Source organism: Cyanobium sp. ULC082, from assembly GCF_977927535.1.
Map to the genome: position 1 here is coordinate 887,166 of NZ_OZ376398.1, position 15,124 is coordinate 902,289.

A 15,124-nucleotide genomic window follows, 5' to 3' on the forward strand; every position below is an offset into this window, starting at 1 on the left:
AAGCGGAGTGAGTATGAGTTAGGAGGGTGGCCGGGCTTGGCGATGCCGCCAGCTCCTGCTGCCAGCATGGAGCCTGCTCTCGCCAGCCGCTGTCCTGCCTGGATCCATCCACCGGCTTCCATGACCCAGAAGGGTTCACCCCATCGGCCCTTGCAGGCCCTCGCTACGACCGCTCTGGTGCTGGTGCTCAAAGCCTCAGTCGCCGCCCCTGCCGAGGCCCTTCCGCGCACGGTGATCCTGCTGCGCCACGGCGACAAGGTGGCCGCCGGGGATGGCAACTACAACCTCTCGGTGGATGGCTTTCTGCGCTCCATCACCCTGGCGCGCCTGATTCCCGCCTGCTTCGGCCCGCCCACGCAGATCCGCACCTTCTTCCTCAACCCGGAATCCAGCAAGAACGCCCGCAGTTACCAGAGCGCCGTTCCCCTCGGGGTGGCCACGGGCGTGAACATCTCGATCGCCCAGTCCTCCCGCGACAACTCCTTTCTGGACGGCCAGGAGATCCTGAGTCAGCCCACCTACGAAGGCGGCACTGTGGTGCTGTTCTGGGAGCACCGCCGCATGCCCGAACTGGCCCGGGGGTTGGGCTGGGCCTCGATGAAACCCATCGGTGCGACGGAGTTCGGCCAGATCTTCGTGCTGCGCTAAAGCAAGCCGGGTGTGCCGCCCAAGGTGGAGATCCTCAGCCAGCGTGAGCTGTTCGAGACGCCCTGTTTCCGTGAGGCCCGCTCGCCGCTGCCCGCTGTTCCCCTGCCTCGCTGAGCAGGGGAAGCTGGGCCCGGCTCAGTAATTGGCGCCGCTGCGGCGCTGGTGCACGGCGGTGATGCCGCTGCCATCCAGCAGGCCGCCATGGCTCACCTGGGCATAGACCAGCCAGTGATCGCCACACTCCATGCGCTGGCTCACGCTGGCCTCCAGCCAGGCCAGGGCTTCAGGGAGCACCGGCTGACCCGCCGGGCTGTGTTCCAGCTCCAGGCCCGCCAGCCGGTCGGCGCCAGGGGAATAGGGCTGCAGGAAGCGCTTCATCGGTCCGCTCTCGCGGCCTTCGGCCAGCACGTTGAGCACGAAGCGGTCGCCCACGTGCAGCAGGCTTTCCACGGCACGGTCTTTTGCCACCGCCACCGTGAAGCCGGGCGGCGTGAAGCTGGCCTGGCTCACCCAGCTGGCCACCATGCCACCGTTGAGGGCCGCGGCACCCTCCCCCTTCACGCAGGTGAGCACACAGAGCGAACCCACCACGCGCCCTAGGGCCAGCACCGCCGGGTTGCTGCGGCTCTCGCTGAGGCCGCCTGCCACCACACGCCGCTGACGCTTCTGCTGGTTGAGCAGTTGCCGCCCCAGGGCCGTGCCCGTTTCCTCCATGCGCTTGAGCGTGGGCGGATCGGGGCTGAACTTCACCCGGATCGGCTCGAAGGCGAAGCGGAAGCCGCCATCGCGCAGCTTGGTTTCGAGGAGATCGATGGCTTCGCCGCTCCAGCCGAAGCTGCCGAACACCCCCACCGGCCTGGCCCGGTCGCCTTCGGCCAGCAGGGTGCCGAGCGCCGAGACGATCGGGGTGGGGGCGTGGCCGCCCAGGGTGGGTGAGCCGATCAGCACCGCATCGCAGCTGCGGATCGCTTCGAGCAGCTGGTCGGGGGGGGCGAACTCACAGTTGATGCTCTCCACCCGCACGCCCGTGCGCGCCACACCCTGGGCGATCGCATCGGCGAGGGCGGCGGTGTTGCCGTAGGCGCTGGCGTAGAGCAGCGCCACCGACAGGCGGGTTTTCGCGAGGTTTTCCCCCCAGCGGCCGTAATCGGCCAGCAGGCTGCGCCAGCTCTCGGTGATCGCCGGGCCGTGGCCGGGGGCGATCGTGCGGATCTCCAGTTCCTCGAGCCGTTCGACCACCGTTTCCACCTGGCGGGCCATCGGCGCCATCAGGCAGTCGTAGTAGTGACGGCGATCTTCCTCGGTGCTGCCGCGGTTGGCCTCGGCGTAGGCCTCGCTGCAGAGATGGGCGGCGAAGAACTTGCCGCTCATCAGCAGACCGGTGCGTTCCTCGAAGGCAATCAGGGCACCCGGCCAACGGGGGGTGGGAGCGGGCAGCAGGGTGAGGCGGAAGCCAGCGGCCAGCTCGCGGCTGACCTCCTGCTTCACCACATCGATCGGCGGCAGGGGGGGCAGCGGCGGCTCCACCTCTTCGCTGCCCGGAGCAGGGGGCCGGCGTTGCTGCCACAGCTCCTCCACGAGCCGGGCGCCGGTGTTGGAGGCCACCAGCATCAGGGCGGGCCAGCCAGCCGTCAGCTCGCGCAGCAGCGCCACCCGGTTGGGGTTGACGTGACCCAGCACCACTTTGAGTGGCGCCTCCGCAGGCACCAGGGCAGCAAGCTGGGCCAGGAATGGCGCCGTGAACGAGGCACCGGGGGGATGCACCAGCACCGGCGGGATCTCCCGCTGGGCAGTGTTGCGGCCACCGGCGAACAGGAAGGCATTGGCGCTGGTGCCGCGCTCCAGGCCGTATTCCACCTCGAAGCGCAGCCGTTTGGGGCTGAGGCAGCGGAGGCAGGTCAGGCCCGGTTCGATCGGCAGCGTGATGACGCGCCGTTCGCTTGCTTCAGTGACCGGTGCCGTGGGATCGAGTACGCGTTCAGCCATCAGTAATGGTTCCCCACCTTGCGATGATGAACGGCCGTGGCGGCTTCGGTGTCGGACACCGTGCCCTCCTCCACGGCGGCATAGATGATCCAGTGGTCGGGTGTTTCCATGCGCTGCACCACGCGGCAGCCCAGGAAGGCGAGCGCTTCGCTGAGCACCGGGCCACCGGCGGAGACCCCATCGAGGGTGGGCACCCTGGCGAAGCGGTCGGCGCCGGGGGGGAAACGCTTGAGAAAATGGCGCAGCAGGGGCTGGTAGTTGTCTTCGCGCAGGATGTTGAGCACAAAGCGATCGTCTACCTGCATCAGCGCTTCGATGGCGCGGTCTTTGGCCACGGCGATCGAGAGGCCCGGTGGATCGAAGCTGGCCTGGCTCACCCAGCTGGCCACCATGGCGCTGCTGCGTTCCTGCTGGCGGGCGGTCACGATATAAAGGCCGCCGCTGAGCCGCCCCAGTGCCTTGTCCACATCGGCATCAATGGCCTTCATGGCGGCGATCGTTTTCGCCTTGGTGAGCAACTGGCCCAGGTCGGTGCCGGCCTCCTCGCAACGCTGGTAATCGTTGCCATCAGGGACCTGGCGGATGCGCAGCGGCGCGAAGGCCTCTTTCTGGCCCAGACCGCGCAGCTGGCTGGCCACGGTGTCGATCGGTTGATCGTTGCCACCGAAGGCGTCGTAGCAGGCCACCCACTGCTTGGGCTTGAGCGCCGCCAGCAGCGTGCCGATCGATTGCTGCAGATCCCCATCGGGGTTGGCGGGCCAGGTGGGCACCACCACGGCGCTGGCCTCCCCCACCAGGGCGGCCAGCTCCTGGGGGTCGGAGGCGCGCAGATCCACCAGCTGCACCTGGGCCTCCGCCTTGCCGATGCCGCGGGCGATCGCCTGGCTGAGCCGGTCGCAGAAGCCGTACTGGCTCACATAACAGACCGCCGCATAGGTTTCGCCGGCGCTGCGCTGGCTGCTCCAGTCGCGATAGTCGCCGATCCAGAGGCGCAGGTGTTCGCGCAGCAGCGGCCCGTGGCCGGTGGCGATCATGGCGATCTCCGGCAGGCTGTCCATGCGCTTGAGCGCCTGCAGCACGCTGCGGGCGTTGGGGCCCATCAGACAGTCGTAATAGAAGCGGAAATCCGGGGCGATGGCGCCGGGGTCGACATCGAAGACCGCATCGCTGCAGTAATGGAGGCCGAAGGCATCGCAGGTGTAAAGGATGCGGGTGCCGTGGTCGAACGAGAAGATCGTGTCGGGCCAGTGCAGGTTCGGGGCACTGAGGAACTCGAAACGGTGCGCCACACCGCTCTGCGGGTTGGTGCCCAGATCCAGTTCCTCACCGCTTTTCACCGCGCGGCTGCGGAAGGGGCGGTGCACCTGGTCGGCGAGGTAGGCGATCGCCACCTTCGAGGCCACGATCTCGATCTCGGGGTTGCGGTCGAGCAGGTGGCCGATCAGGCCGCTGTGATCCGGCTCGGTGTGGGACACGATCAGGTGATCGATCGCCATCGGATCAATCTGCTGCTCCAGCAGCGGCAGCCAGGTGGCTTCGAATTTGAGGTGGCTGGTGTCGATCAGGGCGGTGCGCTCACCCCGCACCAGGAAGGCGTTGTAGGTGGTGCCGTTGCGCAGGCCGAACTCGATGTCGAAGCGGCTGCGGTCCCAGTCGAGCGAGCGGAGCGTGGTGGTGTCGGGCCCGATCCCCTCACATTGCAAGGAAAGGCGGGGCGGGGCGGGGGGTGCAGCGGTGGCGACAGTCATCGACGGCGTCTGCGAGGACCCCGACTCTAGAAACGCCGTCGGGATTTCTCTGGCACCAGAGGTGTCCTGGAGGCCGCCGGATCGATTCGGCCATCTGATGGCAGCCATAGGCGCGGCTGTCGTGGCCTCGGGGCTGCAGGGCCGGCGGCGGCGGCCGGGCTGGGCGACCACAGCCGCGTCAGCTGCCGTGGGCGGGCCTGCGCGTGAAGAACCACATCGGCCGGGCAAAGGCCTGCCCAAATAACGACCCCCTGACATTTACGATCTCCCAGATTTGGTGCGCCAAAACAACAAGAGGATTTGACTTGTCCGATTTCATCACACTGTTTCTTGAGCAGCTTCAGTCTCCAACGCTTGGCTTTCTGATTGGTGGCATCATTGTTGCCGCCTTAGGCAGCCAGCTGGCCATTCCAGATTCGATCTACAAGTTCATCAGCTTCTTTCTGCTGATGAAGATCGGTTTAACTGGCGGGATCGCCATTCGCAATTCCAATCCCACCGAGATCTTTCTTCCGGCGCTCGCGGCTGTGGGCATCGGCATCGCGATCGTATTCATCGGTCGTTACACCCTGGGGAAACTGCCAGGAATCAGTGTGCCTGACGCCGTGGCCACCGGTGGTCTGTTCGGCGCGGTGAGTGGCTCCACGCTCGCGGCCGTTCTCCCCCAGTTGGATTCCGCCAAGATCCCCTATGAGGCCTGGACGGCGGCTCTCTATCCCTTCATGGACATCCCGGCCCTGGTGACGGCGATCGTGGTGGCCAGCGTTTACATCAGCAAGAAGACCGGCAACGCTGCCGAGAAAGTCGAAATCTGGCCGATCATCCAGGAAAGCGTGCAGAGCTCGGCCGTCACGTCGCTGCTTCTGGGCGTGGCCCTTGGCATTCTCACCAAGCCTGAGCCCGTCTACGAGAGCTTCTTCAACCCTCTGTTCCGCGGCTTCCTCGCCATTCTGATGATCATCATGGGGATGGAGGCCGCCCAGCGCATGAATGAGCTGCGCAAGGTTGCCCAGTGGTTTGCCATCTATGCCTTCATTGCGCCCATCGTGCATGGTTTTCTGGCCTTCGGCGTTGGCCTGATCATTCACAAGATCACGGGCTTCAGCATCGGTGGCGCTGTTGTCCTGGCGGTGATCGCCGCGTCGAGCTCGGATATCTCCGGCCCGCCGACGCTTCGCGCTGGCATTCCCTCGGCGAATCCCTCCGCCTACATCGGCGCCTCCACGGCCATCGGCACGCCAGTGGCGATCGCCATCTGCATCCCGCTGTTCATTGGCATTGCCGAGATGATGCTCGGTCGTTAAAATCTCAACATCACAACTAACTGGAGATTAAGTTCATGAGTCAACAAGTTTGGAAGCTGGTGATCGTTGCAGAGGAAATTCTCTCCAAAAAACTCATCAAGCTGATCAAGGCTGCAGGCGCCACCGGTTACACCGTGAATTCAGCCGGTGGTGAAGGAAGCCGCAATGTGCGCTCCACTGGAGAACCCAGCGTGTCGCACACCCTCTCCAATGTGAAAATCGAGGTGCTCACCGGCACCCGCGAGCTGGCCGACAAAATCACCCATGATATTGAAGCCAAGTTCTATTCGGACTACTCGATCATCACCTATATCTATCAGGTGGAAGCCCTGCGCGATCACAAGTTCTGATCTGGTCTGATCTAAACTGTTCCTTTTCCCGGCCGTGTCACTCCACATGGCCGGGATTTTCGTGTTTCGGGTCTTCGGTGGTGGGCCTGCCCGGTCAGCGCGGTGGTGATGTTCAGGGATTGCACAGCGGGCAGTGCTGCGGATCGGCCTGGCTCAGTCCGTCGGAGCGCGGCCGTGGCTCGGTGTGAGGGCAGCTGGGGCAACCGAAGATCTCGTGCTGGATCCATTCGGTGGGCGAATCGCACCAGGAACAGGGCAGGCCAGCCACCACATCCACCCTCCCCCAGCCAGGGGCGCCGCAGGCCGGGCAGGGCGTGGCGATCCGGCGCACCAGCCGGAAGGCGAGGCGGCGGATCGCGGCCATCCGGGTGGGATTGCGGTGGGCGCGCATGTCGGTTTCGACCAGCGCCAGGCCGTCGGCGGAGGCGCTGGCCGCGGCGATGATGGCTCTGCGCAGCTCGGGAACGCCGGTGATGCCCTTGCAAAGGTGCGGTTCCGCCCCAGGCCATTGGGGGCGCACGATCACGGCATGGGCCGGGAAGCCGATCCGCTCCAGCCATGGAACCAGATCGGTGTCGGCGTCGGCGGTGCAGTGGTCGAAGTTGGTGCGACAACCCACCAGCCGTTCGGTGATCACCTGGCCTTGCGCCTGATCAACCCAGGTCATCCATTCGATCGCCAGTGGCAGGAAGGGGAGCGCCGGATGGGGCCCGAAGCTGCCTTCGCTGGCCAGGCCCAGATCCAGGCCGGTTTCCGCCATGCCGGCTTCGGCCTTGAGCCGACAGGTGGTTTCGGCATCGTCCTGCCGGGGGCGCTCGCCGCTGAAGGTGCCGAGGCTGTCGGTGTCGAAGCCGGCGGCGAGCACCAGCTCCACCCCCAGACCCAGGCGGAAGGGTCTGGCGATCACCTTCTCTTTGCCGTGGCGGGTGGCCAGGCTCACCGGCCGGCCCCGCACCTGCCAGCCCAGTCCTGAAGGTTCGTCACCCAGCCCAGGGGCCACGCGTCCAGCCACAGCGGTCGAATCAGCAATCTATGCCGCCTGATGCTCTCGAACTGACGGAACAACGAGAGCAGAATCCGATCACCAGCGCTGATTGCCTGGATTGAAAATCCTGTCGTCAGGGCTGACCAGAGTCCAGGCTCAAGTCCTTAGGGTTCGGCATCACCCAGCCAACCAGACATCTCTTCAAACGTTGGAGGTGTTGTTCCCTCGTCATGGGTCATGACCAACAGCCTTTCCGTGAAAAAACTTCAGCTCACCCTGGATTCATCCAGCATCCTTCCCTCCCATCTCTGCTGGAGATTGTCCGATGGCTACATCCGCGCCAACACCTGGACAGCCGACGGTGACGTTGTGACGATCGGGTTGGCTGGTCCCGGTGATCTGATTGCGCCCCTGCATCAGAAGGGAGGCGCCTCAGAAATGGCTTGCCTCACCCGGGTGAGCGTCGAGGAAGTCTGCCCTTCGAATGAGGAGCTGGCCGCTTGCCTCAACAACCAGATGGAACAGGCCATCACCCTGCTCCAGATCGGTCGGCTCCGTCCTGTCGATGCCAGGTTGATTCACCTGCTGCACTGGATCGGCGCCCGATTCGGAATCATCAGCAGCCAGGGAACCGTGCTGTCCCTGCAGGACATGAACCTCACCCACCGGATTCTGGCTGATCTCACCGGCATGACCCGGGTGAGCGTGACCAAAGCCCTGAGCCGTTTCAAGGCCAGCGGGCTGATCGTCGCCAAGAGGGATGTTGATCTGCTTCTCCCCAACCCCATCCATGGCCAGCCCTGGACGGTCTGACCAGCCTCCCCCTTCTTCTCCCCTGAGCCCGTTGCCATGAGCCAAGCCATCAGGACGGAAACCCCAGTCACACCAGCCCCAGCGGTTCCCTGGCACCAGCAGTTCAGGCGGGTCCAGATTGTCCAGACCCTGGAGTCGATTCAGGATCTGATCGCCATCTGCCTCTGCGTGGGTCTTTTCTGCGTGATGGTGCTGGAGCTGCGCTCAATCTTCAGGGCACTGCTTAGCGCACCCCAGTTCCATGAGGTCACGGCCGACATCCTCTACATCCTGATTCTGGTGGAGCTGTTTCGGCTGCTGATCATCTATCTGCAGGAGCAGCGGGTGTCGATCGGGGTGTCGGTGGAGATCGCCATCGTTTCGGCCCTGCGGGAGGTGATCGTCAAAGGGGTGCTCGAAACCGATTGGCGCCAGATTCTGGCCGTGTGTGCCTTCCTGATGGCGATGGCCGTGCTGCTGGTGGTCAGGGTCTGGCTGCCGCCCACGTTTGTCGGGGTCGATCCGGAGGGAAAGATGTCGGAGCGGGTACGGCGCCTGAGCGAAGACTGAGCCCCCAGCCCGGTCTGTGGCTGGAACGATTGGCTGCGCTGATTGGTGTCATTGGCAATCCTGCCTGATCAGGGCCCCCAATCACATTGCCCAGCCATTAACTTCTTTCGACCGCCGCAACGGTGACCCATGCTCCATCCCTAGGACCGCCATTCCGGCCATCAATCGTTCATCAAACTCAGGGTCTTCCTTGGTGAACGTTGCTTCATTCAAGTTCTGCAATCCTAGGCTAAAAGTTCAAGTCTTCACCTTTTTCTCCCTATTTTTTAACATGACAAGACGCCGCCGTTTTCTCGCCCTGATGGGCAGCGCCATGCTGGGCACCTCCCTGCTGGCTGGCTGCATGGGCACCCCACCTGATTCTGGTGGTGGCGGCGCCAGCGCACCGGCGCCGGCCACCGCCGACAAGGGGCTTGAGACCAAAACCATCAACCTGGGCTTCATCCCCATTCTCGAGGCTGCGCCCCTGGTGGTGGCCGTTGAGAAGGGTTACTTCGCCAAGCATGGCCTTGAGGTGAACCTCACCAAGCAGGCCAGCTGGCCCTCCGCCCGCGACAACGTGGTGCTCGGTTCCGCCGGCGGCGGCATCGATGGCGGCCAGTGGCAGATGCCCATGCCTCACATGCTCACCGAAGGCGCGATCTCCGATGGCAAGAAGGTGCCGATGTACGTGCTGGCGATGCTGATGAGCCAGGGCAACGGCATTGCCGCAGCCAATGCTGTCAAGGATGGCAACCTCAGCGTCGATCTCAAGAAGACGTCACCAGGCTTCTTCGATGACTTCGCCAAGAAGACCGGCAACAAGTTCAAGGCCTCCTACACCTTCCCGAAGGCGAACCAGGAGATCTGGATCCGCTACTGGCTGGCCGCCGGCGGCGTCGACCCCGACAAGGACGTGGAGCTGCTGACGGTGCCCGCCACCGAAACCCTCCAGGGAATGAAGAACGGCACGATGCAGGCCTTCTCCACCGGCGATCCCTGGCCTTCCCGGATCGTCAAAGACAAGGTGGGCTATCTGCCGGCGATCACCGCCCAGATCTGGAAGTCCCACCCCGAGGAGTATCTGGCGGTGCGGGCCGATTGGGTGGACAAGCACCCCAAGGCCACCGTGGCCCTGATCAAGGGGCTGATCGAAGCCCAGATCTGGATGGACAAGGCCGAGAATCGCGCCGAGGTGGCCACGATCCTCAGTTCCCGCAAGTGGTACAACATCCCCGCCCCGGTGCTGGAGGAGGCGCTCAAGGGCCAGTACAAGATCGGCGCCGACATGAAGCCGGAAACCGATCCGGCGATGGGGCCGCTCTATTGGGCCAGCGATCGCGGTGTGATCTCCTATCCCTACAAGAGCCTCAGCCTCTGGTTCCTGCTCGAATCGATCCGCTGGAAGTTCTATCCAGGTGTGGTGGATACGGTGGATCAGGCCAAGGCGATCAACGACAAAGTGGTTCGCGAAGATCTCTGGATCACGGCGGCCAAGGAACTGGGGCTTCCCGCTGCGGACATCTCCAGCTCCTCCAGCCGCGGCAAGGAAACCTTCTTCGACGGCGTCACCTACGACCCGGAGAACCCTCAGGCCTACCTCGACAGCCTGAAGATCAAGAAGTGAGTTTGAAGTGATCCTTCTCCGGGGGCTCCCAACCCCCGGATTTTTTTTGCGAGGCGCATAGCCAGCCAGCCTCCCACTCACCTAATGTCCACACCCCGGTCTCAACCGTTCCGGACCGTATCCCGTTACCAGAATTCATTTTTCGGAGTCTCCCTTTCATGGTTCCCACCTCATCACGCCGCCCCGGGGCATCCAGCAGTCCCCTGAGATGGCTTGCCCGCAGCTCCGGCAACTGGCTGCCGCCGCTCCTGGGCATCGGCGGGTTCCTGTTGCTCTGGCAGATTCTTTCCTCGCTGCAGCTGATCGCCCTGCCTGCTCCTTCGAGCCTGTTCACCGAAGAGCGCACCCGAAACCTGATTCTTTACCCTTTCTATGACCGTGGCGGCCTCGACAAGGGCCTGTTCTGGCAGACCATGGCCAGCCTGTCGCGGGTGGCCCAGGGTTACACCCTCGCTGCCCTGGTGGGCATCGCCGTGGGGATCACGATCGGCCTCAAGCCCGCGATCAACCGCGCCTTCGATCCCCTCTTCCAGTTCCTGCGCATGGTGGCGCCCCTGGCCTGGGTGCCGATCGCCCTGGTGCTGTTCCAGAACAACCAGCCGGCCGCCATCTTCGTGATCTTCATCACGGCGATCTGGCCGATCCTGATCAACACCGCTGAAGGCGTGCGCCAGATCCCCCAGGACTACCGCAACGTGGCCCTGGTGCTGCAGATGTCGAACCGGCGCTTCTTCACCAAGGTGCTGATCCCCTCCGCTCTCCCCTACATCTTCACGGGCCTGCGCATCTCGATCGGTCTGGCCTGGCTGGCGATCATCGCCGCTGAGATCGTGATGCCCGGCACCCTGGGCATCGGCTTCTTCATCTGGGATGCCTATCAGCAGAACTACGTGGGCGAGATCGTGCTCGGCGTGATCTGGATCGGCGCGATCGGCCTGGTGCTTGATCGCCTGATGGCCTGGCTGCAGACCCGCATCTCCCCGGGCCAGTGAGCGCGTAGAGCTTGCTCCCTTCCCTCCTGTCCCCTACCCCCAGGCCGATCAGAGCCAACCCCCAACGATGACGACATCCCTGGTTGACGTCCGTGCGATCGACAAGAGTTTCGATCTGCGCGGCGGCGGCACCTATCTGGCCCTCAAGGGCATCGATCTGGAGATCAATAAAGGGGAGTTCATCTCCCTGATCGGTCACTCCGGTTGCGGCAAGTCCACCCTGCTCAACATGATCGCCGGCCTGGATCTGCCAACCGAAGGCGTGGTGCTGCTGGAGGGGGAGGCGGTGAAGCGCCCCGGCCCCGACAAGATGGTGGTGTTCCAGAACTATTCGCTGCTGCCGTGGCTCACGGTGCGCGAGAACATCGGCCTGGCCATTGATGAGGTGATGGGTGAGCTGCCCAGGGCCGAGCGCAATGCCATCGTCCAGGAGCACATCGAGATGGTGGGGCTCGGCCCCGCCGCCGACCGGCTGCCCCTGCAGCTCTCCGGTGGCATGCGCCAGCGGGTGGCGATCGCCCGGGCCCTGGCGATCCGCCCCAAGCTGCTGCTGCTCGATGAACCCTTCGGCGCCCTCGACGCGCTCACCCGGGGCAATCTGCAGGAGAAGCTGATGCAGATCTGCAATGAGCACGAACTCACTGCGGTGATGGTCACCCACGACGTCGACGAGGCGGTGCTGCTCTCCGACCGGATCGTGATGCTCACCAACGGCCCCGGCTCGGGGATCGGCGGAATCCTTGAGGTGGACATCCCCCGGCCCCGGGCCCGGCTGGAGGTGGTGCATCACCCCAGTTACTACAGCCTGCGCTCCGAGATCATCTACTTCCTCAACCGTCAGAAGCGCGTGAAGCAGTGGCGGGCCCGGCCCCACCAGACGGTGGCCCGCCACGGCCTCGAGAAGGTGAACCTGGACCTGGGCTTCCTGCCCCTGGCCGCCAGCGCGCCCCTGGCGGTGGCTGAGGCCCACGGCCTGTTCGTCAAGCACGGCCTCGATGAGGTGCAGCTGATCCGTGAACCCACCTGGCGCGGCATCGTTGACGGGCTGGTGGACGGCACCCTCGACGCCTCGCTGATGCCGGCTGGCATGCCCACCTGGATGACCGCCGGCGGCCATGGCGGTACGCCCTTGCCGATCGTGACCTCCCTCACCCTCAGCCGCAACGGCAACGGCATCACCCTGGGCCGTCGCCTGGCCGAGCAGGGGGTGCGCACGGTGGACGATTACCGCGCCTATCTCAAAAGCCATGAGCGTGAACCCCACACGATGGGGATCGTGCACCAGGCCTCGATGCACAACCTGCTGCTGCGCTACTGGCTGGCGGCCAACGGCATCGACCCCGACAAGGACGTGCACCTGCAAGCCCTGCCGCCGGCCCAGATGCTCGCCGACCTCAAGGACGGCAGCATCGACGGCTACTGCGTGGGCGCTCCCTGGCTGGATCGGGCCACCCGCGATGGCCACGGGATTGCGGTGGCCGGTGATCTGGCGATCTGGCCCGGCCATCCCGGCAAGGTGCTGGGCGTACGCGAAGACTGGGCGATCACCTACCCCAACACCCACATCGCCCTCACCAAGGCCCTGCTGGAGGCCTGCCAGTACTGCGCCGATCCGGCCCACTGGGCAGAGCTCAGCGAGCTGCTCAGTGATCGCCGCTACCTGGGCATCAAGCCGGAGCTGATCCGGTTCAGTGAGGCCAGCGCCGATGTGGAGAGGGGCGGACCGGAGAGCGAGGCGGCGGTGCCGCACCACCTGTTCTTCGGGGAGGGACTGAACCGGCCCAGCCGCACCGAGCACCTCTGGATGATGACCCAGATGGCCCGCTGGGGTGACATTCCCCTGCCGCGCAACTGGGTGGAGATCCTGGAGCGGGTCTGCCAGGTGGGGGTGTTCAGCACCGCCGCCCGCGAACTCGGCCTTGAGGCGCTCAGCTACCAGCGCCAGGGCATCGCCCTGTTCGATGGCCAGCCTTTCGATGCCGACGACCCGATCAGCTACCTCAATGCCCAGGTGATCAAGCGGGATTTCAGCATCGCCGAGATCCCCCTGGCGCCACCACGTCGCGGCTGAGACGGCCCGACCACATCCGCCTGCCCTTCCCCCGCATTCTTCCGCACCCAAGCCATGTCCACCCTGATCCAGCCACCCAGTCCCGGCCTCCGTGCGCCGGCTGCTGAGGCATTCCTGCGCTTCGAGAACGTCAGCAAGGTGTATCCCACCGCCAAGGGCCCCTACCCGGTGCTCGATGGCATCGATCTGAGCATCCATGAAGGGGAGTTCATGTGCGTGATCGGCCACTCCGGTTGCGGCAAGTCCACCCTGCTGAACATGGTGTCGGGCTTCTCCACCCCCAGCGACGGCCGGGTGGTGCTGCACGGCAACACGATCACCAAGCCAGGCCCCGATCGCATGGTGGTGTTCCAGGGCTATGCCCTGCTGCCCTGGTTCACCGCCTACGAAAACGTTTACCTGGCGGTGGATTCGGTGAAGCCGGACCTGCCGGCCCATGAGAAGAAGGAGATCACCCGGGAGCACCTGGCGATGGTGGGGCTCACCGATGCGGCCGACAAGAAGATCCTGCAGCTCTCGGGGGGAATGAAGCAGCGGGTGGCGATCGCCCGGGCCCTGGCGATCCGGCCGGAGGTGCTGATTCTCGATGAACCCTTCGGCGCTCTTGATGCGATCACCAAGGAGGAATTGCAGGAGGAGTTGCTCACGATCTGGAACACGCAGCGCTGCACCGTGCTGATGATCACCCACGACATCGATGAGGCTCTGTTTCTCGCCGATCGACTGGTGATGATGACCAACGGCCCGGCCGCCAAGATCGGCGAAATCATGGACATCCAGTTCCCCCGGCCCCGCAACCGCGAGGAGATCATGGAGGATCCGCTGTACTACAGCCTGCGCAACCAGGCCCTCGATTTCCTCTACAGCCGCTTCGCCCACGATGACGTGGAGTGAGGGCGCAACCGCAGCCCCAGCAGCAACAGGCCGAGCACGGTGGTGCTGGTCACCATGATCACCAGGGCTGAAAACTCCAGGTCGGAGATCAGGCCGATCTTGAGGGCACTGGTGGCGAACACCAGCCCCGGCAGCCCTCGTGGGATCAGGCCGAACACCACCACCCAGGGGTCCACGCCCTCCTGGCGGGCCCGCTGGCCGACTCCGAAGTAACAGAGCAGCTTGCTGATCACGGCGATCGCGATCAGCAAGGCTCCGAGCCGCCAGGCCTCGGGCTGCAGCAGGGTTTCCAGCTTCACCTGCATGCCCACCGTCACGAAGTAGAGCGGCACGAACACATCCGAGAACACCGCGAGATTGCGTTCCACCGCCGCATCGGCCGGGCTGAGGCGAGCCAGCAGCACCCCTCCCACCAGGGCGCCGAGAAAGGCGGTCAGGCCGGCTGCCTCTCCAGCCGCCGCGCAACCGACCATCAGCACCATCAGGCCGAAGGGACCCAGCTCCCGCGGGCCATGACGCCGCACCCAGCGGTGGATCAGCCCATAGCCCAGAGCCGCTGCCGCCAGGGCGACCACGATCCAGATCGGCGCCGCCGGAGGGGTTGCCGAGGCGGCGCCCTGGCTGGCCCCCACGGACGCCGCCAGGGCCAGCAAGCCCACCGCCGGAAGGTCGTCGAGCACCGAGACCCCAACCAGCAGGCGGGCAGAGGGGCTGCCCATCGCCTTGAGGTTGGCGAGCGCCCGCAGGGTGACACCGGTGCCGGTGGCCGCCACCACCGCCAGGAAGAGCAGCACCTTGGCGCTTCCTCCGCCTGTGATGGCCTGGAGCGGCAGGTAGAACAACAGCGGAGCCAGGCTGCTGATCAGCACGGTGCGCAGAATGTCGCCACGGCGCTGACTCAGCAGGTCGCCGCGCGTCTCCAGACCGACCAGGAAGAAGAGGCTGATCACCCCCAGCTCGGCAATGCCCCCGACCCCGCCCAGGCGATCGAATGGCAGCAGCAGATTGCCGATCAGGAAGCCCGTCCCCAGCTCCAGCAGGATCGAAGGCACACCGGCGCCCCCCAGGGCCCGTGCCGACAACCGCGCCAGCAGAACCCCCAGCAGCAGCAGCAACAAGCTGGCGAGCAGGGACGGATTGGCCAGAATCAGGTTGGAAGCAACCAGATCACGCTAACG

General features: G+C 65.0%; 13 protein-coding genes. 9 read left to right on the forward strand and 4 right to left on the reverse strand.

Annotated elements, in window-relative coordinates:
• The first annotated feature begins 66 nt into the window (after window positions 1-66).
• Window positions 67-648: a hypothetical protein gene (locus tag ACXMDY_RS13710; protein WP_457767654.1), complete on the forward strand. Its 582-nt coding sequence runs from the start codon at window positions 67-69 to the stop codon at window positions 646-648.
• A 135-nt stretch (window positions 649-783) separates the two neighbouring features.
• On the opposite strand, the gene ACXMDY_RS13715 is transcribed toward ACXMDY_RS13710, so the two are convergent.
• Window positions 784-2,634 carry a diflavin flavoprotein gene (locus tag ACXMDY_RS13715; RefSeq protein ID WP_259701847.1) on the reverse strand — a complete coding sequence of 617 codons (1,851 nt, stop codon included), beginning with the start codon at window positions 2,632-2,634 and terminating at the stop codon, window positions 784-786.
• Entirely contained in the window at window positions 2,634-4,382 is a 1,749-nt protein-coding gene (locus ACXMDY_RS13720) for a diflavin flavoprotein (RefSeq protein ID WP_259701848.1), read from the reverse strand. The genes ACXMDY_RS13715 and ACXMDY_RS13720 overlap by 1 nt, the downstream gene beginning before the upstream one ends.
• Window positions 4,383-4,687: 305 nt before the next feature.
• Here ACXMDY_RS13720 and ACXMDY_RS13725 point away from each other — a divergent pair, with 305 nt between their 5' ends.
• Window positions 4,688-5,686, forward strand: a complete 999-nt coding sequence (locus ACXMDY_RS13725; protein WP_259701906.1) for a sodium-dependent bicarbonate transport family permease — start codon at window positions 4,688-4,690, stop codon at window positions 5,684-5,686.
• Between the two features lie 35 nt (window positions 5,687-5,721).
• Entirely contained in the window at window positions 5,722-6,036 is a 315-nt protein-coding gene (locus tag ACXMDY_RS13730; protein ID WP_259701849.1) for a P-II family nitrogen regulator, read from the forward strand.
• 112 nt (window positions 6,037-6,148) lie between these two features.
• Here ACXMDY_RS13730 and ACXMDY_RS13735 read toward each other — a convergent pair whose 3' ends face one another.
• Window positions 6,149-7,048, reverse strand: a complete 900-nt coding sequence (locus ACXMDY_RS13735; protein ID WP_259701850.1) for a DUF6671 family protein — start codon at window positions 7,046-7,048, stop codon at window positions 6,149-6,151.
• A 210-nt stretch (window positions 7,049-7,258) separates the two neighbouring features.
• Here ACXMDY_RS13735 and ACXMDY_RS13740 point away from each other — a divergent pair, with 210 nt between their 5' ends.
• The 6 genes from ACXMDY_RS13740 to ACXMDY_RS13765 all read left to right on the forward strand — a co-directional run bounded on the left by ACXMDY_RS13740 (window position 7,259) and on the right by ACXMDY_RS13765 (window position 13,946).
• Window positions 7,259-7,834 (forward strand): Crp/Fnr family transcriptional regulator, encoded by a 576-nt coding sequence (locus ACXMDY_RS13740; RefSeq protein WP_259701851.1) that lies wholly within the window; start codon window positions 7,259-7,261, stop codon window positions 7,832-7,834.
• Window positions 7,835-7,870: 36 nt separating this feature from the next.
• Window positions 7,871-8,383 carry a phosphate-starvation-inducible PsiE family protein gene (locus ACXMDY_RS13745; RefSeq protein ID WP_259701852.1) on the forward strand — a complete coding sequence of 171 codons (513 nt, stop codon included), beginning with the start codon at window positions 7,871-7,873 and terminating at the stop codon, window positions 8,381-8,383.
• A gap of 271 nt (window positions 8,384-8,654) precedes the next feature.
• Window positions 8,655-9,989, forward strand: a complete 1,335-nt coding sequence (locus ACXMDY_RS13750) for a CmpA/NrtA family ABC transporter substrate-binding protein (protein WP_259701853.1) — start codon at window positions 8,655-8,657, stop codon at window positions 9,987-9,989.
• Window positions 9,990-10,147: 158 nt separating this feature from the next.
• A complete protein-coding gene (gene ntrB / locus ACXMDY_RS13755; RefSeq protein WP_259701854.1) occupies window positions 10,148-10,981 on the forward strand; it encodes a nitrate ABC transporter permease in 834 nt (277 codons plus the stop codon).
• Between the two features lie 67 nt (window positions 10,982-11,048).
• A complete protein-coding gene (locus tag ACXMDY_RS13760; protein ID WP_259701855.1) occupies window positions 11,049-13,052 on the forward strand; it encodes an ABC transporter ATP-binding/substrate-binding protein in 2,004 nt (667 codons plus the stop codon).
• A 54-nt stretch (window positions 13,053-13,106) separates the two neighbouring features.
• Window positions 13,107-13,946: a nitrate ABC transporter ATP-binding protein gene (locus tag ACXMDY_RS13765; RefSeq protein ID WP_259701856.1), complete on the forward strand. Its 840-nt coding sequence runs from the start codon at window positions 13,107-13,109 to the stop codon at window positions 13,944-13,946.
• On the opposite strand, the gene ACXMDY_RS13770 is transcribed toward ACXMDY_RS13765, so the two are convergent.
• Window positions 13,913-15,064 carry a cation:proton antiporter gene (locus tag ACXMDY_RS13770; RefSeq protein WP_259701857.1) on the reverse strand — a complete coding sequence of 384 codons (1,152 nt, stop codon included), beginning with the start codon at window positions 15,062-15,064 and terminating at the stop codon, window positions 13,913-13,915. The genes ACXMDY_RS13765 and ACXMDY_RS13770 overlap by 34 nt on opposite strands.
• Window positions 15,065-15,124 lie beyond the last annotated feature (60 nt).

What these genes read in the sequence shown, in the direction of transcription:
- ACXMDY_RS13710 (WP_457767654.1), top strand. Translation starts at nt 67, where the DNA reads ATGGAGCCTGCTCTCGCCAGCCGCTGTCCTGCCTGGATCCATCCACCG.
- ACXMDY_RS13715 (WP_259701847.1), bottom strand. Translation starts at nt 2,634, where the DNA reads ATGGCTGAACGCGTACTCGATCCCACGGCACCGGTCACTGAAGCAAGC.
- ACXMDY_RS13720 (WP_259701848.1), bottom strand. Translation starts at nt 4,382, where the DNA reads ATGACTGTCGCCACCGCTGCACCCCCCGCCCCGCCCCGCCTTTCCTTG.
- ACXMDY_RS13730 (WP_259701849.1), top strand. Translation starts at nt 5,722, where the DNA reads ATGAGTCAACAAGTTTGGAAGCTGGTGATCGTTGCAGAGGAAATTCTC.
- ACXMDY_RS13740 (WP_259701851.1), top strand. Translation starts at nt 7,259, where the DNA reads ATGACCAACAGCCTTTCCGTGAAAAAACTTCAGCTCACCCTGGATTCA.
- ACXMDY_RS13745 (WP_259701852.1), top strand. Translation starts at nt 7,871, where the DNA reads ATGAGCCAAGCCATCAGGACGGAAACCCCAGTCACACCAGCCCCAGCG.
- ACXMDY_RS13750 (WP_259701853.1), top strand. Translation starts at nt 8,655, where the DNA reads ATGACAAGACGCCGCCGTTTTCTCGCCCTGATGGGCAGCGCCATGCTG.
- ntrB (WP_259701854.1), top strand. Translation starts at nt 10,148, where the DNA reads ATGGTTCCCACCTCATCACGCCGCCCCGGGGCATCCAGCAGTCCCCTG.
- ACXMDY_RS13760 (WP_259701855.1), top strand. Translation starts at nt 11,049, where the DNA reads ATGACGACATCCCTGGTTGACGTCCGTGCGATCGACAAGAGTTTCGAT.
- ACXMDY_RS13765 (WP_259701856.1), top strand. Translation starts at nt 13,107, where the DNA reads ATGTCCACCCTGATCCAGCCACCCAGTCCCGGCCTCCGTGCGCCGGCT.